22 protein-coding genes are annotated in these 22,684 nt (G+C 64.1%); 6 read left to right on the top strand and 16 right to left on the bottom strand.

The genetic code is table 11. The features are described 5' to 3' along the window. Nucleotides 1–23: 23 nt before the first annotated feature. The 6 genes from FJ941_RS20265 to FJ941_RS20240 are packed head-to-tail and all read right to left on the bottom strand — an operon-like array spanning nt 24 to nt 7,085. Nucleotides 24–485 (bottom strand): MarR family transcriptional regulator, encoded by a 462-nt coding sequence (locus FJ941_RS20265; RefSeq protein ID WP_140508339.1) that lies wholly within the window; start codon nt 483–485, stop codon nt 24–26. After that, nucleotides 482–1,066, bottom strand: coding sequence for an amino acid synthesis family protein (locus FJ941_RS20260; RefSeq protein ID WP_140508337.1), 585 nt, complete (start codon nt 1,064–1,066; stop codon nt 482–484). The genes FJ941_RS20265 and FJ941_RS20260 overlap by 4 nt, the downstream gene beginning before the upstream one ends. Next, complete coding sequence (locus tag FJ941_RS20255; protein ID WP_140508335.1) at nt 1,059–1,943, bottom strand: UPF0280 family protein; 885 nt, start codon at nt 1,941–1,943, stop codon at nt 1,059–1,061. Before FJ941_RS20255 ends, FJ941_RS20260 begins: the two co-directional genes overlap by 8 nt. Continuing rightward, nucleotides 1,943–3,484, bottom strand: coding sequence for a 6-hydroxynicotinate reductase (locus tag FJ941_RS20250; protein WP_140508333.1), 1,542 nt, complete (start codon nt 3,482–3,484; stop codon nt 1,943–1,945). The genes FJ941_RS20255 and FJ941_RS20250 overlap by 1 nt, the downstream gene beginning before the upstream one ends. Next, on the bottom strand, nt 3,481–6,234 hold the full coding sequence (locus tag FJ941_RS20245; RefSeq protein ID WP_140508331.1) for a molybdopterin-dependent oxidoreductase: 2,754 nt from the start codon (nt 6,232–6,234) through the stop codon (nt 3,481–3,483). Before FJ941_RS20245 ends, FJ941_RS20250 begins: the two co-directional genes overlap by 4 nt. Next, nucleotides 6,231–7,085, bottom strand: a complete 855-nt coding sequence (locus tag FJ941_RS20240; RefSeq protein WP_140508329.1) for a xanthine dehydrogenase family protein subunit M — start codon at nt 7,083–7,085, stop codon at nt 6,231–6,233. Before FJ941_RS20240 ends, FJ941_RS20245 begins: the two co-directional genes overlap by 4 nt. 331 nt (nt 7,086–7,416) lie before the next feature. Between FJ941_RS20240 and pncA the strand changes: the two genes are divergently transcribed. After that, nucleotides 7,417–8,031 carry a bifunctional nicotinamidase/pyrazinamidase gene (gene pncA / locus FJ941_RS20235; protein WP_140508327.1) on the top strand — a complete coding sequence of 205 codons (615 nt, stop codon included), beginning with the start codon at nt 7,417–7,419 and terminating at the stop codon, nt 8,029–8,031. Nucleotides 8,032–8,065: 34 nt separating this feature from the next. Continuing rightward, nucleotides 8,066–9,484: a sodium:proton antiporter gene (locus FJ941_RS20230; protein ID WP_140508325.1), complete on the top strand. Its 1,419-nt coding sequence runs from the start codon at nt 8,066–8,068 to the stop codon at nt 9,482–9,484. Nucleotides 9,485–9,568: 84 nt separating this feature from the next. Here the strand turns inward: FJ941_RS20230 and FJ941_RS20225 are convergent, their stop codons facing one another. From FJ941_RS20225 to gcvA, 8 genes are all read right to left on the bottom strand, one after another. After that, complete coding sequence (locus tag FJ941_RS20225) at nt 9,569–10,291, bottom strand: ABC transporter ATP-binding protein (protein WP_140508323.1); 723 nt, start codon at nt 10,289–10,291, stop codon at nt 9,569–9,571. Next, nucleotides 10,288–11,013, bottom strand: coding sequence for an ABC transporter ATP-binding protein (locus FJ941_RS20220; RefSeq protein WP_140508321.1), 726 nt, complete (start codon nt 11,011–11,013; stop codon nt 10,288–10,290). The genes FJ941_RS20225 and FJ941_RS20220 overlap by 4 nt, the downstream gene beginning before the upstream one ends. Continuing rightward, nucleotides 11,010–11,972, bottom strand: coding sequence for a branched-chain amino acid ABC transporter permease (locus FJ941_RS20215; RefSeq protein ID WP_140508319.1), 963 nt, complete (start codon nt 11,970–11,972; stop codon nt 11,010–11,012). Before FJ941_RS20215 ends, FJ941_RS20220 begins: the two co-directional genes overlap by 4 nt. Further along, nucleotides 11,969–12,850: a branched-chain amino acid ABC transporter permease gene (locus FJ941_RS20210; RefSeq protein ID WP_140508317.1), complete on the bottom strand. Its 882-nt coding sequence runs from the start codon at nt 12,848–12,850 to the stop codon at nt 11,969–11,971. Before FJ941_RS20210 ends, FJ941_RS20215 begins: the two co-directional genes overlap by 4 nt. Before the next feature lie 131 nt (nt 12,851–12,981). Next, entirely contained in the window at nt 12,982–14,286 is a 1,305-nt protein-coding gene (locus tag FJ941_RS20205) for an ABC transporter substrate-binding protein (protein WP_140508315.1), read from the bottom strand. A gap of 156 nt (nt 14,287–14,442) precedes the next feature. Beyond that, on the bottom strand, nt 14,443–15,873 hold the full coding sequence (locus FJ941_RS20200; RefSeq protein WP_140508313.1) for a hypothetical protein: 1,431 nt from the start codon (nt 15,871–15,873) through the stop codon (nt 14,443–14,445). A gap of 19 nt (nt 15,874–15,892) precedes the next feature. After that, nucleotides 15,893–17,197 (bottom strand): nicotinate phosphoribosyltransferase, encoded by a 1,305-nt coding sequence (gene pncB / locus FJ941_RS20195; RefSeq protein ID WP_140508311.1) that lies wholly within the window; start codon nt 17,195–17,197, stop codon nt 15,893–15,895. A gap of 119 nt (nt 17,198–17,316) precedes the next feature. Then, on the bottom strand, nt 17,317–18,288 hold the full coding sequence (gene gcvA / locus FJ941_RS20190) for a transcriptional regulator GcvA (protein WP_140508309.1): 972 nt from the start codon (nt 18,286–18,288) through the stop codon (nt 17,317–17,319). Between the two features lie 210 nt (nt 18,289–18,498). On the opposite strand from gcvA, the gene speB reads away from it, so the two are divergent. The 4 genes from speB (at nt 18,499) to FJ941_RS20170 (ending at nt 21,757) form a co-directional block, all read left to right on the top strand. Continuing rightward, nucleotides 18,499–19,560: an agmatinase gene (gene speB / locus FJ941_RS20185; RefSeq protein ID WP_140508307.1), complete on the top strand. Its 1,062-nt coding sequence runs from the start codon at nt 18,499–18,501 to the stop codon at nt 19,558–19,560. 79 nt (nt 19,561–19,639) lie between these two features. Then, the gene (locus FJ941_RS20180; protein ID WP_140508305.1) at nt 19,640–20,449 is read left to right on the top strand and encodes a transporter substrate-binding domain-containing protein; all 810 of its coding nucleotides are present in this window, start codon (nt 19,640–19,642) and stop codon (nt 20,447–20,449) included. Next, entirely contained in the window at nt 20,445–21,113 is a 669-nt protein-coding gene (locus tag FJ941_RS20175) for an amino acid ABC transporter permease (RefSeq protein ID WP_181166576.1), read from the top strand. Before FJ941_RS20180 ends, FJ941_RS20175 begins: the two co-directional genes overlap by 5 nt. Then, a complete protein-coding gene (locus FJ941_RS20170; RefSeq protein ID WP_140508301.1) occupies nt 21,110–21,757 on the top strand; it encodes an amino acid ABC transporter permease in 648 nt (215 codons plus the stop codon). Before FJ941_RS20175 ends, FJ941_RS20170 begins: the two co-directional genes overlap by 4 nt. A gap of 329 nt (nt 21,758–22,086) precedes the next feature. Here FJ941_RS20170 and FJ941_RS20165 read toward each other — a convergent pair whose 3' ends face one another. Together FJ941_RS20165 and FJ941_RS20160 are read right to left on the bottom strand one after the other, a co-directional pair. Continuing rightward, the gene (locus FJ941_RS20165; RefSeq protein WP_023781604.1) at nt 22,087–22,272 is read right to left on the bottom strand and encodes a hypothetical protein; all 186 of its coding nucleotides are present in this window, start codon (nt 22,270–22,272) and stop codon (nt 22,087–22,089) included. A gap of 100 nt (nt 22,273–22,372) precedes the next feature. Next, a complete protein-coding gene (locus FJ941_RS20160) occupies nt 22,373–22,660 on the bottom strand; it encodes a hypothetical protein (protein ID WP_140508299.1) in 288 nt (95 codons plus the stop codon). Between the last annotated feature and the right edge of the window lie 24 nt (nt 22,661–22,684).

The following is a 22,684-nucleotide window of genomic DNA, read 5'->3' as shown; positions in this document are numbered from 1 at the left end:
TGATGGCGCCCGGCAGAATCAATCTACGCCAGCTTCGCCAGCAGCTTCATGAAAGTGGCGGCCTCCTTGACCGTGAGCGGCGCCAGCGTTTCCTGCGTGATCTCCCTTGCAAGCGGGATCAGGCGCTCGATCGCGTCGCGGCCCTCGGCCGTCAGGTTGACCAGCAGCCGCCTTTTGTCGACTTCATGCCTGGAAAGCTCGACAAAGCCACGCGCCTTCAGCCGGTCGATGACGCCCTTCACCGTCGCCGCATCCATGGCGATCAGCGTGCCGAGCTGGTTCTGCGAGGTCTCGCCGACATCGCGCAGCTTGGCCAGGGCCGCGAATTGCGGCGGCGTCAGATCGGCGATACGGGCGGCGAAGATCGAGACATGGCGCTGGTGCGCCTTGCGCAGGATGAAGCCGACCTGTTCCTGCAGCAGGTAGTCGTGGTCGTCGGCCTCTTCGGCCTCGACCAACTTGAGCAGGTTGTCCCCGCCGCTCACCGCAACCCGTCCCAGGCTTTTATGTCGTCCGCCGCGAGGCCACCCATGCGGTTATGGACGCGAGGGCCGCAGGTCATGACGAGGCAGAACAGGATCTCGTCAGGACGCGGGCCGTCGCTGATGCCGACTTCCATGGCGTCGAAATGGCTCCGCACATAGGCGGCGTTGATATGGCCGAGCGGCACGTCGAGCTTTGAGCCGAAGGCGCCGACCTTCTTGGCCGAGGGCACGATCGCCTTGGCATCGCCCAGCCGCTCGCGCATCGCGTAACCGCCCGGCACGTGCCACAGCGCACCATGTTCCAGTTCGCCAGCCGTGCCGACGATGGCGCCTTTGCCGTAGCCATCGATCTGCTTCACGTCGCCGCCGAGTGCGGCGATCAGCCGGTCGGCGAGCAGCAGGCCGAGCGGCTTCAGATCCTCCATAGCGCTTTGCAGATCTTCGACATAGTGCCCCGCGAACGGATTCCTGACCACGGCCATGGCGGCGGCACGCCGGCGCGGCACTTCCGCGACCGGGCCGCCTTCGTGAAAGATCTCTTCGCTCAGCACCGCGATCTTGCGGATCGGAAATTCAGGCATGGGCAACTTCCTCCGGTTCATGCTTGTTGGACGCGGCCAGTGCAACGGAGCCGCTGATACGGGCTTCCCCGCCAAGAAACAGCGCCGATGCGGCAATCAGGCCGCGGCGGCGAAAATCTTCCGCGACGGCAAGGCCATTGTCCAGCGCCCGCGCCACCTCATCAGGTGCAAGCGTGCCGACGCCTTGTGTCACCAGCCGCGCGCCAAGATCGCTGTCGGGCGACAGCTCGTGTGCGGGAATGCGCCTGATGGCGGCATTGCCGGGCAGGTCCACCGCGTTGGCGATGAGCGTCGCCGCCGCATCGGCCTCGGCGCCAGTCCGCGCGAGCACGGTGACGGCGTCGGCAATGCCAAGCGAGAAGGAGCGGCCACGCCAGCCGCTGGTTGCGACGCCACGCACGCCATCTTGCGCGCGGATCGTGATCCGGTCGGCCATGCCGTTGCCGGTGCCGGCGACCGCCAATCCCATCGACCGGCCGTTGTCGATGTGGAGGGCGCTGTCGCCGCCATTGTTGACATAGGCGCGGTCGAGCTTGCGGCCTGCAAGCAGCGCGGCGATCATTTCGTCGGCTACCGATCCGGCAACGGCGGCCATCGGTGTGATGAAGCATTCCGCCAGGGGCATGACGGCTGCTTCCATGCGGCGCGCGGTCGGGCCGGCGAAGGCGCGCGGCGCCAGGAAGAATGCAGGAAGGCGCAGTTCGGGAAGCTCCTCGACCAACTCGATCAGGATCGTCTGGAAGCGCGCGACGGCTTGGGCGTAGGCCGCGCGACACTCATCGGCATCACCGAAAGCCTCGACGATCAGGTCGATCGGCCCATGGTTGAGATGCAGCCGCTTGCCGTCCTGCAGCCAATGCGCTTGCGGACCTTGCATCAGCCGGCCCCGTCCGAGCCCGTGCGGCGCAACTGCGCCAGTGGCGGCCATGGATTTTGGGTTGCAGCACCCGTGCCGCGCCGGGGATTGAGATACTCGCCGCCCTTGGCGACGATGTCCGCGACGCTGCGTATCTCCGCCTCGTAGCCGCCGAGCCTGACGTAATCGTCGCGACGCAGGGTGAACTCGATCGGCGCCACCAGTGCCGGCGTCGGCACATAGCCGAAGGCGCCTTCCGGAACCCTGGTGACATCGACCATCAATGTGATGCCGCCGCCCGGCCAGACATAGACCGGCGCGCCGCCCACGGTGACATAGGTTTTCAGGCCTTGCACGGAGCGTGTGAGATTGACCGGGTTTTCGGTGACGCCGGCACGCAGCGAGCCACCGGCACCGCCGATGAACAGCACGGTGCACAAGGCCGGCTCGCAATTGTCCTCGATCAGGTTGACCGATTTCCGCAGCCGATCGGGAAACGGCTTCTGCACCGGTTTCAGCTCGTCGTCGAGCTCGTAATAGGCGAACTGCTCGCCGGTGGTCGAAACCATCAGCAGCGACAGGCCCGGGCGCGCGCCCTTCTTGGCATTCCACTCGCCGAGGATCGACAGCGGATCGGAAATACTGGTGCCGCCCCAGCCCAATCCTGGCTCCGAGACCTTGAAATAGCGGCCCGGTGTCGAGCGGCGGCCGATGATCTTGATGCCGGTATCCTGCCAGCCCAGCACCTTTCCCGCCTGGTGTTCGGAGACGACGCCGGTGATGTGGTCGTCGACCACCACCACCTCGTCGACCAGCCCGCGCCATTGCGTGGCGAACATGCCGATGGTTGCCGAGCCGCAGCCGACGCGCATGCGATGTTCCTGCTTGCCGTCGATGACGGGCGGTTTGCCGGCTTCGACAATGACCGTGGCGCCGCCGCCTATGCTGAGCTCCACCGGTTTGCGGTTGCACAGATTGAGCAGCGCGTCGCAGGTAGCGCGGCCTTCCGCCTTGGAGCCGCCGGTCAGATGATGCACGCCGCCCAGCGACAGCATCTGCGAGCCGTATTCTCCCGTCGTGACATGGCCGATCGCCTCACCCTCGGCCCGCACAATAGCCGTTTCGGGTCCGATATGGCGGTCGGTGTCGATCTTCACCTTGACGCCGCAATAGGAGAAGATGCCCTCGGTGACCACGGTGACGAGATCGACGCCCTCGACTTCCTGGCTGACGATGAAGGGAGCGGGCTTGTAGTCGGGATAGGTGGTGCCGGCGCCGATTGCCGTGACGAAGCGGCGGCCGGTGTTGACCAGCTCGCCGTCCCACTGCTCGCCCTCGGCGACAAAGGACACCATGGCGGCGCCGGTCTCGGCCGCATGGTCCAGGATGGTCAGCGGGTCCATGCGCACGATCCGGCCCGCGACATTGCCATAGCGGTCGCAGGCGCCGGTGCGGCCGTCAGCGATGTAGCACATGACGGGACAGGCATCGCAGCGGATCTTTTCCGCCACCAGCTTCTCGCCGGGATCATGGGTTTCGAAGCGTTCGGCAAGCTCGCTCATGTGCGTGCCTCCTTCTCGCGGATGGCCGCCAGGATGCGGCTTGGCGTTGCCGGCACCTTGGTGACCAGCACGCCGGTGGCGTGACGGATGGCGTTGAGGATCGCCGGCGCCGTCGGGATCAGCACGTGCTCGCCCAGGCCCTTGGCGCCGAATGGCCCTTCAGGATCGGGGACCTCGATAAGGATGGTCTCGATCGGCGGCACGTCGCCAATGGTCGGGATGAGATAGTCGTGTAGGTTCTCGGTGCGGCCGGGTATGTATTCTTCCATCAATGCCATGCCTATGCCTTGCGCGATGCCGCCTTCGATCTGGCCCTCGACCAGCAGCGGATTGATCGCCTTGCCGACGTCATGCGCGGCGATGATCCTGATCAGCTTGACCGTGCCGAGCTTGAGGTCGACCTCGAGTTCGGCGATCTGCGCGCCATAGCCATAGACCGCGTAGGGCTTGCCCTGGCCCTTGGCATCGAGGGGCAGCGTCGGCGGGTCATAGGTCTCCTCGGCACGGAAGACGAAGCTGTCGGCATCCATTTCGAGCGAGGCAAGATCGATATGGCGCGTCGCCTCGCCTTCGCGGATGACGATCGCCGGGCCATCCAGTTGGAGGGAAGCCTTGTCCGAGACATTGGCAAAGCGCAGGATTGTTTCGCGCAGGGCGCGGCCCGCCTTCTCGGCCGCCTTGCCGGTGACGAAAGTCTGTCGCGAGGCCGAAGTCTTGCCGGCGTCGGGGCTGATCGCCGTATCGGCGCTCTTCAACTGGAATTTTTCCAGAGGCAGGCCGAGCGCGTCAGCGCAAATCTGCGTGATGACGGTGTTGGAGCCCTGGCCGATATCGACCGCGCCCTGGTGCAGGATGACCGCGCCGTCAGCCACGATGCCGACCCGGATGGTCGACGGATTGGGCAGCGATGTGTTGCCGCAGCCATACCAGCACGAAGCGATGCCGACGCCACGCTTTCTGTCGATACTGGCACTATTGAAAGCATCCGCATCGGCCGTCGCCCGCGCCCAATGCGGCCGCAGGGCTTGAAGGCATTCGGCAATGCCGACGCCAGACTCCAGAAGCTGCCCGGTAACCGTTTCGGAGCCGTTCCGAAGACAGTTCTTCAGGCGAAAGTCGAGCCGGTCCATGCCGAGCTTGCCGGCGAGTTCGTCATACAGCGTCTCTTGCATGATCGTCGCCTGCGGCACGCCGAAGCCACGGAAGGCCCCGGCAATCGGGCCATGGGTGTGGATTGCGCGGCCCTCGGCGCGGTAGTTCGGCGTCGCATAGGGGCCGGAGGCGTGCACCGGCACGCGGTTGGCGACCGTTGGCCCCCAGCTGGCATAGGCACCGGTGTTGAAATCGCCTTCGAAGACCATGCCGGTGACGTAACCGTCGGCGTCGGCGCCGATGGTGGCCTTCATCCGCGCCGGATGGCGCTTGGTGGTCGACATCATGGATTCGTTGCGGGTGTACGCGAGCGCCGCCGCCCGCCCGGTCTTCAGCGCCACAAGGCCGATGAGAGGTTGCAGGGAAATGTCGAGCTTGGAGCCAAAGCCGCCGCCGGTCGCGGTCGGCACGATGCGCACCTTGTCGACGGCAAGGCCAAGCACCTTCGCCGTCTCGTCGCGGTCCATATAGGGCGCCTGTGTGCAGGCGACGACGACCAGCGTGTCGCCGTCGAGATAGGCATAGCCGGCTTCCGGTTCGATATAGGCGTGCTCGACATAGGAGGTGTCGATCGTGCCGCTCGCGGTGAAGGCCGCACTGGCAAGTGCTAACTCGGGATCGCCGCGTTCGACGAAGCCCTTGGTCAACAAATTGGCCGGGCGGCTTTCGTGGATCAGCGCCGCACCTGTGGCCTGCGCGTCGCAAGGCTGGAGAACATGTGGGAGCTCGGTCCAGCGGACCGGGAAATCCGACAGATCGAGATCGAGCATCGCCTCGCGCTCGCCGGCGACCAGGGCGACCGCCTCGCCGCGAAGCCGGGCAACGCCCTCGGCCAGCGCCGGCTGGTCGGCGAACGGGCCGATAACGCCAAAGCAGTTCTTGCCCGGGATATCGGCGGCCGTAAAAACGCCCGCAATACCGGGATGGCGGCTTGCCCAGCCATCGATGTCGCCGAAGGCGAAGCCGGCATGATAATGCGGCGAGCGGATCACCAGCACGGCAAGCGCATCGGCCGGGAAAGAATCGCCACCGAATTTCTCGGCCCCGGTCACTTTTGGTACACCGTCGAGCCTGACCGGTGACGCGCCGATGGCGTGGCAGGACCGAGGCAGACGGAAATCCAGGCTCGCAGCCTGGAGGGAAGCCTCCATCACCGCCGCGATGATCTTCCGGTAGCCGGTGCAGCGGCAGAGGATCCCGCCCAGCGCATCCTGCACCTCGGTCTCGGTCGGCCTGGGTTTCGTGTCCAGCAGCGCGGTTGCCGCTACCAGCAGTGCCGGCGTGCAGATGCCACATTGCGCGGCGCCATGCGCCAGGAACGAGGCTTGCAGCACCGACAGCCGGCCCTTGGCGAGGCCCTCGACCGTCGTCACCGCGGTGCCGGCAGCGGAGGCCGCCGGCGTCAGGCAGGCGCAGACGGGTTCGTCGTCGACCAGCACCGTGCAGGCGCCGCAGTCGCCGGCGTCGCAGCCGACCTTTGTTCCCGTCAGCCGCAATTCATCGCGCAGCACCGAGGACAGCCGGCGCAGCGGCGGCACGTTGACCGAGACGGCGGCGCCATTGACCGTGAAGGCGATATCGGCGCGATCCATGCTCATGCGGCCACCTTGTCGCCTGCCGGCTTTCCAGCGGCCTCGAGCATGGCGCGGGCAACGATCTCGCGCACCGCGTCCAGCCTGTATTCGGCGCTGCCGCGCACATCGGCGATCGGCGACAGCTCAGCCATCGGCGCCGAACGGACCGCGGCAACAAGCCCGGTATCCAGGGGAAGCCCGCGCAACGCCGCCTCGATACCGGCAAGCCGCCTGGCAACGGCGGAACAGGAGCCGACGGCGACGGCCGCATCCGCGACAGTGGCATTCTCGACAACCAGACGCACCGCCACCATGGCGATGGAGATGACGAGATAGCGCCGGGCGCCAAGCTTGACGAAGGCCGATGTGCCGGTGGGTTTCGGCACGCGGATGGCCGTCACCATCTCGCCAGGCTGCAAGGCCGTACGGCGGTTGCCCAGGATGAACTCCGCCAAGGGCAGATGGCGTGTCGCCGCCGCCGAGCGCAGCTCGACCTCGGCGTCGAGCACGAGCAATCCCGGCACGCCGTCGGCGGCCGGCGAAGCGTTGCAGAGATTGCCAGCGACCGAGGCAACGTTCTGGATCTGCGCCGAGCCGACCTCGCGCGCGGCCTGTTTCAGCGCATCGAAGGCCGGGGGCAAGGGATGGCGGATGATGTCGGTCCAGGTCGCGCGCGCGCCGATGATCCAGTGACTGCCGGTCTCGGCGATGCCGCGCAGCGCTGCCAGGCCGTTGATGTCGAGCACATTGTCGCGAAACGGCTTGCTGCCTTGCACCGGATAGAAATCCGTGCCGCCCGCAAGGATACGCCAGGCGCCCTCGCCAAGCAGCGCGAGCGCCTCGTCGACCGTGGTGGGTTTCGCGTAACGGATCACGCTTTGCCTTCCAACAAGATGGGCCTTCCCAATAAGATGGGCCTTTCCCGAAACCGGCCCTCCCAAGGAGCTTACCCCCGGGAATATCTTGCCGGTTTCAATCCGGCAAATTCATTCGTATGCAAATGATATCAAGACGGCGGAAATTGTCAAAGCCAGAGTTTACGCCGGCGCCAATGTGGCTGGCATCGCCACGCATTTGTTATGCCGCTGGAGGTTGACGCGGCCCGCCATCTGGTCAAGTTTCTCCCTCCGGTCGCGCCAGCGGCTTTTTCTTTCGCCGAGCCCCTCGTTCGGAGCCCGAGCCCTAGCCTGACAGGAAGGAAGCCCCATGGCCGACGAAGCGCTCGTTGTCATCGACCTGCAGAACGATTTTTGCCCGGGCGGCGCGCTGGCGGTGGCCGGCGGCGACGAGATCGTGCCGCTGGTCAATGACATGATCCGGCGAACCGACAATGTCGTGCTGACGCAGGACTGGCACCCCGCCGGCCATTCCAGCTTTGCCTCCAGCCATCCCGGCGCGCAGCCCTTTTCGATGATTGAGATGCCCTACGGCCCACAGACTTTGTGGCCGGACCATTGCATTCAGGGCAGTCTCGGCTCGGATTTCCATTCCGGCCTTGCGTGGACAAAGGCCGAGCTCGTCATCCGCAAGGGTTTTCGGTCCGCCATCGACAGCTACTCCGCCTTCTTCGAGAACGATCACGCGACGCCCACCGGGCTCGCCGGCTATCTCCGGGAGCGCGGTATCGACACGCTGACCCTGGTCGGCCTGGCGACCGATTTCTGTGTCGCCTTCTCGGCGCTGGATGCGGTCAAACAGGGTTTTAGAACCACGGTCAGGCTCGATGCCTGCCGTGGCATCGATCTCAACGGATCGCTCGAGACAATGCTGGCGAAAATGCGCGATGCCGGCGTGACGCTCGAAGATCACACGTCCGGCTGACCGCACCGTGGGGGGCAGAAGGGGATCTTTGCCGATGGCGATCGGGACGGCCGGTGCGATCGTCGTCGCGATGCTGTTTCCGGTATCGGCATTCGCGGCTGAAGAACACGGCCTGCCTGGCGCCACCATGTCGCTCTGGTGGGCGCTGCCTTTTGCCGGGCTGCTCCTGTCGATCGCCACCGGGCCCCTGTTGTTCCACCATGTCTGGGAACACCACTACGGCAAGATCACCGCCTTGTGGGCGGCGCTGGTGATCGTACCGCTCGCGGTCGCCTTCGGTGCCCCGGCGGCAACCGAGGCGGTGCTGCACGCGCTGCTCACCGAATACATGTCGTTCATTGTCCTGCTGTTTGCGCTCTACACGATTTCGGGCGGCATCCTGCTTGCCGGCAATATTCACGGCACACCGCTGGTCAATGCCGGACTGCTGATCGTCGGGGCGCTGCTTGCCTCGGTGATCGGCACGACCGGCGCCTCGATGATCCTGATCCGGCCGATCCTGCGCGCCAACGACAACAGGCGTTTCAATGCCCATGTCGTCATCTTCTTCATTTTCCTGGTGTCCAACATTGGCGGCTCGCTGACGCCGCTCGGCGACCCGCCGCTGTTCGTCGGCTTCCTGCGCGGCGTCGATTTCTTCTGGACGACCACCAACCTCTACCGGGAGACGCTGTTCGTCGGCGTCGTCGTGCTGGCGGCGTTCCTGGCGATCGACCTCATCCTGCACCGGCGCGAGGCCGGCGCGCCGAAGATCAAGGATCCGACCCCGGATACGAAGGTGCGCCTGCGCGGCCTGGCCAACCTTCCGCTGTTGGCCGGTGTGATCGGCGGCATCCTGCTGTCGGCAGCCTGGAAACCGGGCGTGAGCTTTTTGATGTTCGGCGTCAGTCTCGAGCTGCAGAACCTGATACGCGACGCAATCATCCTCGCGCTGGCCCTGCTATCGCTTCCCCTCTCGTATAAGAGCCACCGCGAAGCGAACGGCTTCAACTGGGGTCCGATCGCGGAAGTGGCCAAATTGTTCGCCGGCATCTTCACCTGCATCGTTCCGGTCGTCGCCATTTTGAGGGCCGGCCATGACGGCGCGCTGGCGCCGCTTGTCGCGCTCGTCACCTCGGCACAAGGCGCGCCAAACGACCTTGCCTATTTCTGGCTGACCGGGGCGCTGTCGTCCTTCCTCGACAATGCGCCGACTTATCTGGTGTTCTTCGAGTTGGCGGGCGGCGACCCTCAGCACCTGATGACCGAGTTCGCCTCGACGCTTGCCGCGATCTCAGCGGGTGCCGTGTTCATGGGGGCCAACACCTATATCGGCAACGCACCCAATTTCATGGTCTATGCCATTGCCAGGCATCGCGGCGTCAAGATGCCGGGCTTCTTCGGGTATATGCTGTGGTCCGGGCTGGTGCTGATCCCGACCTTTTTGATCGCGGGGTTTCTGTTCTTTGGCTAGATCCATTCGACGCAATTCCCAAGCGAAAGCGCTACACCCTTTTCCCGGAAAAACCGCTGCACACTTTTCCTGGAATTGCTCCCGTCAGCCGACACCGACATAGCGCCTGACCGCCGACGGGTCGGCGCGCAAGGTCTCGACATCGACCGTCTCGCGGTTGCGGCCGTTCTCGATAAAGCAAACGCGATCGGCGACCGACAGCACGGCATCGACCCGCTGCTCGACCAGGATGGTGGAGACACCCATCTCGCGCAGCTTTGACACCGTCTCGCGGATCTTGGCGATCATCGACGGCATCAACCCTTCGGTCGGCTCGTCGAGCAAAAGCACCTGCGGCTCGAGGCAGAGCGCACGCGCCATGGCCAGCATCTGCTGCTCGCCACCGGACAAGGTGCCGGAGCGCTGCCGCAGCCGCTGACGCAGCAGCGGGAAGAGGTCGAGAACGTTCTCGCGCGTCGCATTGCCCTTGCCGCGCGCCATCAGCCCGATCGCGATGTTCTCGGCCACAGTCATCTCGGCGAACAGCCGCCTTCCCTGCGGCACATAGGCGACGCCTGCCTTCGGCACGTCATGCGCCGGCAGGCCGGTCAATTCTTGCCCGGCGAGCCTGATCGAGCCGGCACTCGCTGGAACCAGGCCCATGATCGCCTTCAGCGTCGTCGTCTTGCCGGCGCCGTTGCGGCCGAACAGGCAAAGCACCTCGCCCTTGTTCAGCACGAGATCGAGCCCGTAGAGCACCTGGACCTCGCCATAGAAGCAGTCCAGCCCCGAGATCACCAGTGCATCGGTCTTGCTCGTCTCCCTCATGGGGCCGTCCCCAGATAGGCGTCCTGCACCGCGGCGTTGTCGCGGATCGCTTCCGGGGTGCCCTCGGCCAGGATCCTGCCGGCGTTGAAGACGGTGATGCGGTCTGCGAGTTGCATGACGACCGGCATGTTGTGCTCGATCAGCAGCACGGTGGCGTTCTTGGCGATGTCGCGCACGAGTTCGATGAAATTATCGATCTCGCTGTCGGCCAGGCCTTGCGTCGGCTCGTCGAGGATCAGCAGGCGCGGCTTCAGCGCCAGGCCCATCGCCACTTCCAGCAATCGTTGATGCCCGTAAGACAATTGCCCGGCCGGCATATGGGCGCGGCCGGCCAGCCCGGTGCGTTCGAGCGCCGACATGACGCCGGCCCGTACCGCACCCTTCGAGCGGCCGTCGCTCAGCGTGCGCTGCACCGGCAGCGCGACATTGTCATAGGCGCTGAGGTTGGCGAAGACGCTGGTGATCTGGAATGTGTAGGCGATGCCCTGGCGGACCCTGACATAGGCCGGCAGGCCGGTGATGTCGGCGCCGTCGAAGAGGATCGCCCCCGAAGAGGGCTGGATGCGGCCGCTGACAAGGCTGACGAAGGTGGTCTTGCCCGCGCCGTTGGGGCCGATGACGGCGCGGATTTCTCCGGGCATCAGGGTGAAGTCGACGCTGTCGACGGCGCGCAGGCCGCCGAAATTGCGCGACAGACCCTTGGTGGTCAAAAGCGGCGTCATGGCAACCACCCGAGCCAGCGCTGGCGGATGCTGCCGAGAATGCCCTTCGGGAAGAACAGCACAAGCAGGATCAACGCGATGCCGACGATGAGCAGATAGGCCGATGTGTAGCCGCTGGTGACGTCGATGACATAGTACATGAACAGCGTGCCGATCAGCGGTCCAAGCGTTGTGGCAGCACCCCCGAGCAGCACCCACAGCAGCGGCAGGATCGAATACTGCACCGAGGCGAAGCTCGAGCCGACATAGCCGAACAGCAGCGCGTAGGCGGCGCCGGACGCCGCGCAGATCGTGCCGGAGACGACGACGGCTGCGAGCTTGTTGGAGAAGGTGTCGTAGCCCAGCATCTTCGTGCGCTCTTCGTTTTCACGGATGGCGACCAGCACGCGGCCAAAGCGGGAGCGGACGATAGCGAGCATCATCAGAAGCACGAGCGAGAACAGCGTCAGCGCGCTCATGTAGCGCACGGTCGGATCGGTGAGGTCGAGCGAGGTTCCGCCGAAAGTGAGGACACGCGCCGGCTGCGGCACGACCATGCCCTGGTCGCCCCCGGTCCAGGCCGCGAAATAGAGGATGGCGAGATAAAACACCTGGGCGAACATCATGGTGACGATCATGAAGGCGACGCCCGTGGTGCGCAGCGCCAAGAGGCCGATGATCAGCGAGAGAACGGCCCCACAGCCGAGACCCGCGGCGAATGCCGCCGGCACGCTCCAGCCGAGCTGGATGACCGCAAGGCCGGCACCATAAAGCCCGGCGCCAAAGAACATGGCATGGCCGAGGCTGAGCAGGCCGACATAGCCGAACAGCATGTTGTAGCCCATCGCGAAGACCGCCAGCACCATGATGCGGGCGAGCAGGCCGTGATAATACTCCGGCAGCAGGAAGCTCAGCACGAAGAGCAGGGCAATCAAACCGAGGTGCAGCGCGTACGCCTTTGCCGGCGAAGCTTCGCTCATCGCGATGCCGTCCCGAACAGGCCTTGCGGCCGGAACACCAGCACCATGGCGACCAGCAGCGTGGCGATGATCTTGGCCAACGTCGGCGAGAAGAACATCGAGATGATGCCGTCGGACAGGCCGATCAGTACGGCGGCGACGACGGTGCCGCGCAGCGAGCCGAGACCGCCGATGATGACCACGATGAAGGACAGCAGCAGTGGGTCCTGCCCCATCAGGTAGTGCGCCTGGCTGATCGGCACGATCAGCACCGCGGCGATCCCCGCCAGCATGGCGCCGAGCGCGAAGACGCCGCCATAGACACGGCCGACAGGGATGCCGAAGGCCTGCGCCGTTTCGCTGTCATATTGCGTGGCACGCATGATCAGGCCGATTTTCGTGCGCGTCAGCACAAGCCATGTCGCTATCAACAAGAGAGCGGATACGGCGATAACAGACAGCTTGTAGCCGGAATAGCCGAACCACGGCAAAAGGATGCGGTAGCTGAAAGGCGGCTCGACGGGTCGCGCTTCGGGACCATAGAAAGTCAGCGCCAGCTGCTGGATGATGTAGAGCATGCCGATGGTGGCGACAATGGTGGCTTCCGGATTGTAATTGAGCCGGCGCAGCACCAGCCGTTCGGCAATCAGCGCGATGGCGCCGACGATCAGCGGCGCAATCACCAGCGCCGCCAGGAAGCCGAGGGCCGGGTGGCCGCCGATTGCCGATGTGATCGCCCATGCAAGCACGGCGCCGAGCATGAAGAACTCGCCATGGGCGACGTTGACGACACGCATGACGCCGAACACCAGCGACAAGCCAAGCGCGGTCAGCGCCAGCACGGCCGAGGTGACGAGGCCTTCGAGGGTTGCGAGGAGGAGGTGGGGGCCGAAGTGCATCGATTACACGTCCGATAGGGTGGCGCGAAGCGCGCCCCTCTGACCTGCCGGCCGGCCCGGAGCGATAGCGCAGGGCCGGGTCCGGCAGGACAGAGGGGGGTGGCTTGGCGCTCACGCTTGCTGGAATGAGCCTAGAGCGCCTGCGTCGTGTAATCCCCTTCGGCTTCGTAAAGCCCGTCCTCGATCTTGGTCTTGTGGACGACCTTCAGCTTGCCGCCTTCGACCTTGGAGATGTTCTGGATGCCAAAGCACTGGTGGATCTTGCCGTTGAAGGTTTTTGGTCCTTGCGGATGCTCCGGCCCTTCGGCGAATTCCTTCAGCGCTTCGGTCGCCTCGACCAGCTTGGCGCGGTCTTCCGGTCCCTTGTAGCCGGCGTCTTCCATCGCCTTCTTGACGACATAGAGCGTTTCCCAGCAGCCGAACATGTGCGCGGCGGTGGAGACGTCCTTGGGGTCGCCGACGGCGGCGCCATTGTCGTCGATGCCGACGGCGGCGCGATAGGCCTTCTGCGCTTCGGTGTCATCCGGCTGGGCGTAGCGCGGCGAGCCTTCCCAGAAATGGCTGCCGTCGAGGAATTCGAGGCCGGGGCTGTTGATGTCGACGGCTTCGAGCGAATCGATGAAGCCGAACAGCTGCGGCCGGTTCGAACCGTAGAACTCGCCGAGCTCCTTGACGAAGGTGAGCACCGCCGGACCGACCATGACGTGGTAAATCACCTCGGTTTCGGCCGGTATCTGCGGGAAATATTTGGTGAAGGAACTCTCCGTCGGCGGAATGGCGATCTGCGCGATCACCTCGGCGCCTTGCGCCTTCAGCGCCGGCGGCAGGTAATCGCGATGGTCGTAGCCGAAGGCGAAATCGGGGAATATCTGCGTCACCTTCTTGCCGGCATTGGCCGCGATCCACGGCGCCATCGACTGGATCTGGCTCTTCACGTCGGTGATGCCGGGCTGGAAGACGTAGCGGTTGAGCTTGGTCGAGGCGACATGATGCCCTTCGCTGACGACGAAATAGGGCATCTTGGCTTCGCCGGCGGCCGGAGCCGAACCGATGACGACGTGCGAGAACAGTGTGCCGAAGACGATGTCGGTCTTGTGCTGCGTGGCGAACTTGCCGACCACCTCGGCGCCGCGACCGGGATCTGTGCCGTCGTCCTCGATGATCACCTCGACCTGGCGGCCATTGATGCCGCCGGCGGCATTGATTGCCTTGATGGCGGCGGCGGTGGTCTTCTCGTACCAGCGGCCATAGGCGGCGCCGATACCGGTGCGGTGCGACTGGAAGCCAATCTTGATCGGCGCGGAGCTTTGCGCCTGGGAATAACGGACGAAACCGGGCGCCATGGCGAGGCCGGCACCAGCGGCGATCCCCTTCAGCGCGGTGCGGCGGGTGAATGTGGTTTTGGAGAGGTCGAAAAATCCGTTCTTGTCAGTCACGTTCGTTCCCCTGTTTTTGCGTTTTGACCAACGATAAGGCGGCTCGAACATCCTCGGCAAGAGGATGCAAAATTGCATGTGTACAAACTAAATCACCAAAGGCTTGGCCTGGCAAGCGAGCTTTCCGTCAGGGCATGCCATAGGAAGTAGCTTGTCTCATCCGACCGTCGGCGTGGCAAGCAGCCAGAGACCGAAAATGGTGTAGGCGATCATCAAAACGGTGAGCGGAAACTGGCTGAGCGCGGCGCGGGCAGGTTGCGGATGCAGGCGCCAGGCAAGGCCGTGGGCGACGAGAACCGCGAGCACATGGCCAAGGATGATGGCGCCGGCCTGGACATTCCACAGCCACCACGCTGACGCTGCGCCGGCAACGACGCCGGCTTCGACCTGCATGTCGGCGGTGCCGAACAGATTCCAGCGCAGCGCGAACGGATCGGACAGGGAGGCCAATGCATACTGGCCGTCGACCAGCAGCACCGTCAGATAGTGCGCGACATGGTAGGCGAGCGCGATCGGCACGATCGACCACACCAGCAGGCCCGCCGCCTGGGCGAGCGATCTATCGCCGCCGGCAAGGCACTGACCGAGGATTACCGCAACCAGGAACACTCCAGCGAGCAGCACGAATGCCAGGACAAGGCCAAAGCTGCCGCTGCCGATCACCGCCGTACGGCCTGGAAATTCGAGCGGGTTGATGCCGAACAGGCCGAGCCAGAAGAAGGTCTTCGACAGCCCGTCGAAGGAGACCGAGGACAAAGCGAGCAGCAGGAAGGCGATGCCGCTGGCGGGCAATGGCTCGGCCGTGAGCAGCCTGGCACCCGGCCAGCACAGCGCAAGACGGCCTTTGTCGCCGCGCTCGACTGGCGCGAAGCGGGCAACCATCGAGAAGAAGACGCCGAGGAATTCACCGCTGCGGCTCCACTTGTCAAAGCCGAACACCCGCATGGCCAGCAAGGTGAACAGCCAATAGAGGCCGGCTGCCCATGCCAGCCGCGCCGGATCGTCAGGGGATGGATAGACGAGTTCGAACCAGGCAAAGGCGAAGAACAGGATGACGGCCGGCCAGCAGCCAAGCCACTGCGGAAGTTGCGCGTCATCGCTTCTGCCGCGCGACAGCAGCCGCCACGGGCCGCACCAGGGATTGAGCCACGACCAGAGATCGCCGAGCACGCCTTGCAGCAGGGTCAGACCGGCCCATAGCAGCGTCCAGATCACCAATGGCAGCGGGTTGGAGAGGGGGTCGCGGCTGCCGAGCAAGCCGGCGGCGATGAAAATTGCAAAGCCGGCAAAGGAGATCAGGCTAATGGTGGCGCGGGTGCTGTCGCCGAAGGCGAATAGCGGCAGGCGCCGGCGCCAAAGGAGGCCGAGGGTGTCGGGTGGGAGCAATGCCAGGACGAGGAAACTGGCTGCTACGGCGAAGGCGCCGCCGATCAGGTAATAGCCGGTGGGGAGAAGCAGGACGTGGCCGCGTTCGGAGGCGTGGGCGAAGGCGGTGGTGGGGGAGACGAGCCACAAGGCGGCAAGCAAGAGGGCCAGTGACGGACAGTGGCGTTCTACGGCGGAACTCGACCTATCCAGGTTTTCCATCCCGCGCGAGCCTTCAACCTCAAACCTTGACCAGTTGCTCCACGCGATCCTTCTGCCCAAAAATCCTCAAATACCGCTCGATCTCCTTGAGATCGCCGGTCGCCTTGGCTGGATTGTCGGAAAGCTTCACCGCCAGCCGGCCATTGGCCTCGGTGACCTTGCAGACCAGCGATATGGCGTCGAGGTTCTTGGTTTCGGTCGGCGCGCAGCCTTCGAAATCATTGGTCAAATTGGTGCCCCAGCCGAACGACATGCGCACCTTGCCCTTGAAGTGGCGGTAGGTCTCCTCGATGGTTTCGACCTCGAGCCCGTCGGAGAAGATCAGCAGCTTCTGCCTGGGGTCCTTGCCCCTTTCGCGCCACCAGGACAGGATCTTTTCGCCGCCCTCGATCGGCGGCGCGCTGTCGGGGCGAAAGCCCGTCCAGTCGGCGACCCAGTCCGGCGCGTCGCGCAGGAAGGAGGCGGTGCCGAAGGCGTCGGGCAGCACGATCAGCAGATTGCCGCCATAGTAGCGCTGCCAGTCCTGCAGCACCTTATAGGGCGACTGCTTCAGCTCTTTTTCCGAATTGGCGAGTGCCGCGAACACCATCGGCAGTTCATGCGCGTTGGTGCCGAGCGCTTCGAGGTCGTTGTCCATGGCCAGCAGCACGTTGGAGGTGCCGGTGAACGCTTCGCCTATGCCTTCCTTCAGCGCCTCCACGCACCAGCGTTGCCACAGGAAGGAATGGCGCCGGCGCGTGCCGAAGTCGGAAATGCGGATGCCGGGCAGCGCCTTCAGCCGTTCGGTCTTGGCCCACATCTTGGCCTTGGCGCGGGCGTAGAGCACGTCGAGCGCGAAGGGCCCATAGGCCCGCATGGCCGCGCGAGATCGGAGTTCGTTGATGATGGCGAGCGCCGGGATTTCCCACAGCGTCGTGTACATCCAGGGGCCGGAGAAAGTCAGTTCGTATTGTCCGTCGTGCTTGGAAAGCTCATAGTCGGGCAGTCGAAAACCTTCCAGCCAGGCGAGGAATTCCGGATCGAAAATCTGCTTGCGGCCGTAGAAATTGTTGCCGCCCAGCCAGATCATCTCCTTCTTGGAGAAGCGCAGCGTGCGGGCATGGTCGAGCTGTTCGCGCAATTCGCCCTCGTCGATCTCGTCGGCGAGCCGCACCGAGGTGGTGCGGTTGATCAGGGAGAAGGTGGCGTCGACCTTGGGATACATTCCCCAGATCATCTGCAGCATCAAAAGCTTGTAGAAGTCGGTGTCGAGCAGGCTGCGCACGATCGGGTCGAGCTTCCAGGTGTGGTTGTAGACGCGCCGCGCAATATCGGTCTTGGCCATGTCTCGTTACCGCCTTCGCTGCCCTGCCACCACAATAGCGACAGGCCTCATAGCATCGAATTGACCAAAACGCTGCCCGCTTTCAGGCTGGCCCGACAAAAAGAAAGTCCTGCGTGCGGCTACGAAGATTTACCGCCCATCACCTTGAGCGCGGGACGTTTGCGGCGGGTGACGAGGCGGCCCGCCACCGGGGCGTCGGCGCGGCCGTCATCCCCGGCCTTCTCGGCGAACAGCCAGTCCATGAACACCTGCACGATCGGCGTCGCCCGCATCTCGTTGCGGCAAACGACATAGAAGTCGTCGACCGCCGGCACCGACAGGCTGAACGGCGCGACCAGCATGCCCCTGGCGAGCAGCGCGCTTGCCGTCACCGAGTCGCCCAGCGCCACGCCATGGCCGTGCACGGCGGCTTCCGCCGTCATGCGCGCATCGCCGAGATGATGGCGCCGGCCGCGCTCGAGGTCCAGCGCGTCGGCGGCGGCCAGCCAGGTGTGCCACTCGCGGCCGTCGTCACCATGCAGCAAGACATGGTCGGCAAGGTCGCGAACATTGCGGATCGGCCGGTTGTTGATCAGCGTCGGGCTGACCACGGGAAACAGTTCGAGGCCCGACCATTTGCGCATCCAGCAATCGGCCCAGCTGCCATCGCCATAGTGCACGCAGACATCGATATGCGGCGCTCGGATATCCCTGGGATCGTTGGAGGGAATGAGCGTCAGCTGGATGTCGGGGTATTGCGCGGTGAAGCTGCCCAGCCTCGGCGTCATCCACAAAAGCAGCAGCGCCGGCACGCAGGACACCGACAGCGCGCCGCTGCTTGCCGGTCGGGTCAGCCGTTGCGTGGCGGCGGCGATGCCGTCGAACGCAACCGATACCGCAGGCAAGAGCTCGGCGCCGTGCGGGGTCAATTTGACCCGCTGGCCGACGCGTTCGAAAAGCTTGACGCCAAGCGATTGCTCCAGCGCCTTGATTTGGTGGCTGACGGCGCCATGGGTGACATTCAGTTCGCTCGCAGCCTTGGTCAACGAGGCATGGCGCGCCGTTGCCTCGAAGGCGCGCAGCGGGTTGAGAGGTGGTAAGCGCTTGGCCATGGATGCTCGGCTTCATTGTGAGATTTTCTCACAGAAAACACCCTAACAATATCAATTGCTTTTTCAAGGCGGCTGCCGGACACTTTGCCCCAAGACAACATCAAGACGTGAAATCTGCGGACAGCCAGCGGGACAGCGGCCCGGCCGGATGACGGTCGGTTCGCCCGAAGTCACCGACGGCAACACCGCATCGGCTGAGGAGGAGCGGATATGGGATACGATCGCGGCAAGCTCGACGCGCTGCGTCGCAAATATGGCGAGAGCCATGGCGGCGAGATGTTCGACCCGAAATTCCGCAAGGTCGCGGACAAGATTTTTTCCAAGAGCGGCACGCGGCTGGCGCCCTATTCCGGCATCCCGACCTTCCTCACCGCGCCCTATCGTGAAATCGCCGCCGAAAATCCGGACTTCGGCGACCTGCAGGTGGCGATCATTGGCGTGCCGATGGATCTTGGCGTCACCAATCGGCCGGGCTCGCGCTTCGGGCCGCGCGCATTGCGGGCCATCGAGCGCATCGGCCCCTACAACCATGTGCTGGAATGCGCGCCGACGCATGAGCTCAGGGTGGCCGACATCGGCGACGTTCCGTTCCAGAGCCGCTACCGGCTGGAGACCAGCCATGAGGATATCGAGCGGCGCATCAACCAGATCGTCGACGCCGGTGTCATTCCGCTGTCGGTCGGCGGCGACCACTCGATCACGCACCCGATCCTGAAGGCGGTCGGCAAGAAGGCGCCGGTCGGCCTGATTCACATCGACGCCCATTGCGACACCAGCGGCCTGTTCGACCTGACCAAATTCCACCATGGCGGCCCCTTCCGCAACGCTGTGCTCGATGGCGTGCTCGATCCGACGCGCACCATCCAGATCGGCATCCGCGGCTCGGCCGAATATTTGTGGGAGTTCACCTACGAATCCGGCATGACCGTGGTCCATGCCGAGGAGGTGACCGGACTCGGCATTCCAGCCATCATCGAGAAGGCGCGCAGAATAGTCGGCGATGGCCCGACCTATGTGTCTTTCGACATCGACAGCGTCGACCCGGCCTTCGCGCCGGGCACGGGCACGCCGGAAGTCGGCGGGCTGACGACACGCGAAGTGCTTGAACTGCTGCGCGGCCTCAAGGGCCTCAACATCGTCGGCGGCGACGTCGTCGAGGTGGCGCCGCAATATGACGCGACCACCAACACCGCGCATGCCGGCGCCCAGGTGCTGTTCGAGATCCTGAGCCTGATGGTGTTCAGCCCGGCCCTCAGAAGCAAGGGCGCCTGACGATCAAAGCAAGGCGGCCGCCGCGCTGGAGCCGGCGGCCGGCCCAAACAATCAAAAAGCTTCCAGAAGGGGAATGACAATGACAATCCGCTCGACATTCAAATCATCCATCGCCGCCGTCCTGGTCCTGGGCGCGGCAGGTTTCAGCCTTGGCACACAGGCGGCCAAGGCTGACGCGCTGGCCGATATCACCAAGGCCGGCACCATCAATGTCGGCGTCTTCGCCGATTTCCCGCCCTTCTCCTCGGCCAGCGCAGACATGAGCCTCAAGGGCTATGACATGGACGTCGCGCAGTACATCGCCGACACGCTCAAGGTGAAGCTCAATCCGATCGCCGTCACCGGCCAGAACCGCATCCCCTATTTGAACGATCATCGCGTCGATATCCTGATGAGCGTCGGCTACTCGAAGGAGCGCGAGCAGGTCATCGACTTCGCCGCCGCCTACGCGCCCTATTACATCGCGGTGATCGGTCCGGCGGCGATGTCGGTCAAAGGCAAGGAAGATCTTGCCGGCAAGTCGATCGCCGTCAATCGCGGCACGCTGGAAGATACCTCGCTCACCGAGGCAGCACCCGGATCGGCCGACATCAAGCGCTTCGACAACTACAATTCGGTGATCCAGGCCTTCATCTCCGGCCAGACCCAGCTGATGGTCGTCGGCAACGACGTCGGCGCGCAGGTGCTGGCCAAGCAGGACGTGCTCAAGCCCGAGCAGAAGTTCCAGCTTCTGACCTCGCCCTCGCATATCGGCCTCAACAAGAACGAGGACGCCCTCAAGAAGGCGGTCAACGACGCCGTCGCCAAAATGTTGGCCGACGGCAAGCTGGACGAAAGCTCGAAGGCCTGGCTGAAGACGCCGCTCAACCCCGACAACCTCAAGGATTGAGTTTTCCGTGGCCTTCGGCTGGCTTCCAGGTGCCGTGGGCGACATCGCGCACGGCGCGGCGACGACGATCCTTTTGATCGCCGTCACCACGCTGGCGGGAACGCTGCTCAGCATCCTCGGTGCTGCCGGGCGGCGAAACGGCCCCGCGCTGCTGCGCCGGGCCATCGCCTGGTATGTCGAGGTGATGCGCAACACGCCGTTCCTTGTGCAGCTGTTCTTCATCTTCTTCGGCCTGCCGAGCCTCGGCATCAGGCTTGACCCGATCCTGGCCGCCATGCTGGCGATGACGCTCAACATGGCGGCCTACACGATCGAGATCGTCGGCGCCGGGCTCGACGCGGTGCCGAACGGGCAGACGGAAGCGGCGCTGGCGCTCGGGCTGAGGCCGCGCCAGGTATTCATCAAGATCGTGCTGCCGCAGGCGCTCAAGATCATCTATCCCGCGCTGACCAGCCAGATCGTCATCATGATGCTGGAATCCGCCGTGGTGTCGCAGATCGCGGTGCGCGAGCTGACCTATGAGGCGGACATGCTGCAGGCGCGCACTTTTCGCTCGTTCGAGACCTATTTCGTCGTGACGCTGGTCTATCTCTTGATGTCAATGGCCTTGCGGCGGCTGCTGGTGTCAGGCGGACGCCGCGCGCTCGGAGCGGGCGTGTCATGATCGAGTTCACGCTCTGGGACATCGTGCGCAACCTTCTGCTTGCCGCGCGCTGGACGGTGCTTTTGTCGCTGGCCGCCTTCGTCGGCGGCGCGGTGGTCGGAATGGCGGTGCTGTTCCTGAGGATCGCCAAGAACAAATGGAGCCGGCGCCTTGCCTCCGGCTACATCGCCCTGTTCCAGGGAACGCCGCTTCTGATGCAGCTGTTCCTGATGTTCTTCGGCCTGCCGATGCTCGGCCTGCGCATCGAGCCCTGGACCGCGGCGGTGCTCGGCCTGACCTTCTTCGCCAGCGCCTATCTCGCCGAAATCTGGCGCTCCGGTGTCGATGCGCTGCCATTGGGCCAGTGGGACGCCGGCGCCAGCCTCGGCCTGCACTATCTGCAGGAACTCAGGCTGATCATCCTGCCCCAGGCGTTCTCGATCACACGCGCGCCGACGGTCGGCTTCCTGGTGCAGCTGATCAAATCGACCGCGCTGACCTCGATCATCGGCTTCGAGGAATTGGTGCGGACTTCGAATGCCATCAACAACGCCACCTTCGAGCCATTCAAGGTCTATGGGCTGGTGGCGCTGATCTTCTTCGTCATGTGCTTCCCGCTGACGCAATATGCGCGGTCGCTGGAGAAGCAGACATTGACGCGCTGAACCGCGAGCATGTTGTGTTGACCAACATCGACGCGACCGCAAGCTGGGAAGCTGTGTGCTGTTAGAGCGCTTGAATGCTCCATTTGGGCACGGATGACAGCTTTGCGCCGCATCCCAGCCGTTCAGACGACATCTGCGAGTTCCTTAGAGCGGACGGTCAACTAGGCGGGAGATTACGACGGCATCGGGGTGGTCTTCGAGCTCGGCCAATCATTCGCGTTGGCAGTGGAGTTGGATCCAGGGCGATACCACCACAATCGGTCCTGTCACATTGTTGGCGATGTGACGGACATGTTGGCTTCGATGAGTCTGTTAGGTAAGTAGCCATCCTAATTTTCAGCATGGCTGAAGACGACAGTGCCATTGTCCTTGCGAACTTCAACGCAAATGATCCCCTCGTCACCCCTTCGGGTCTGAAACATGGAGATTGCGTGATCTTTTGCCACCTTTTCGGCGTCAAAGATCACCTTGTCGATGATGCCCTGTCTTCCATACCAAATAACGGTGAACGCCATTCGCCGCCTCCATTCGAGGCACCATAGGCGCTCTTACCGGTACCTTCAAACGGCGTCTGTGGCCAAAAGGCGGCGCGAAACGGCCGCCTTTCCCCCAAATTCAGCCACCCATCTTCTTGGCCATCGCGCAGAAATCCGCATGCGACTTGTTGATCGTGGCGTCGCCGCAGTCTTTCAACACCGCCTTCTGTTCATCTGGCTTCATGGACATCCATGCGGTCTTGAAATCCGCTTCCGACCTTAGTGTTTTCATGCCGGCATCGGTGAAGAACGGCGACATCTTTGCCGGGTCGTCGAGCGCGGAGGTCCCGCCGCTGGAAGCGGCCAGAGCCGATCCAGTTATCATTGCGATCGCCATCGCGCTCATAGTGAGCATTTTGAAGTTCATTTCTCATCTCCTCACGCTTTACGT

This window comes from Mesorhizobium sp. B2-3-13, from assembly GCF_006442195.1.
Classification (GTDB): domain Bacteria; phylum Pseudomonadota; class Alphaproteobacteria; order Rhizobiales; family Rhizobiaceae; genus Mesorhizobium; species Mesorhizobium salmacidum.
Note: the sequence above shows the minus strand (reverse complement) of the source record. Positions and strands in the feature narration are given on the sequence as shown.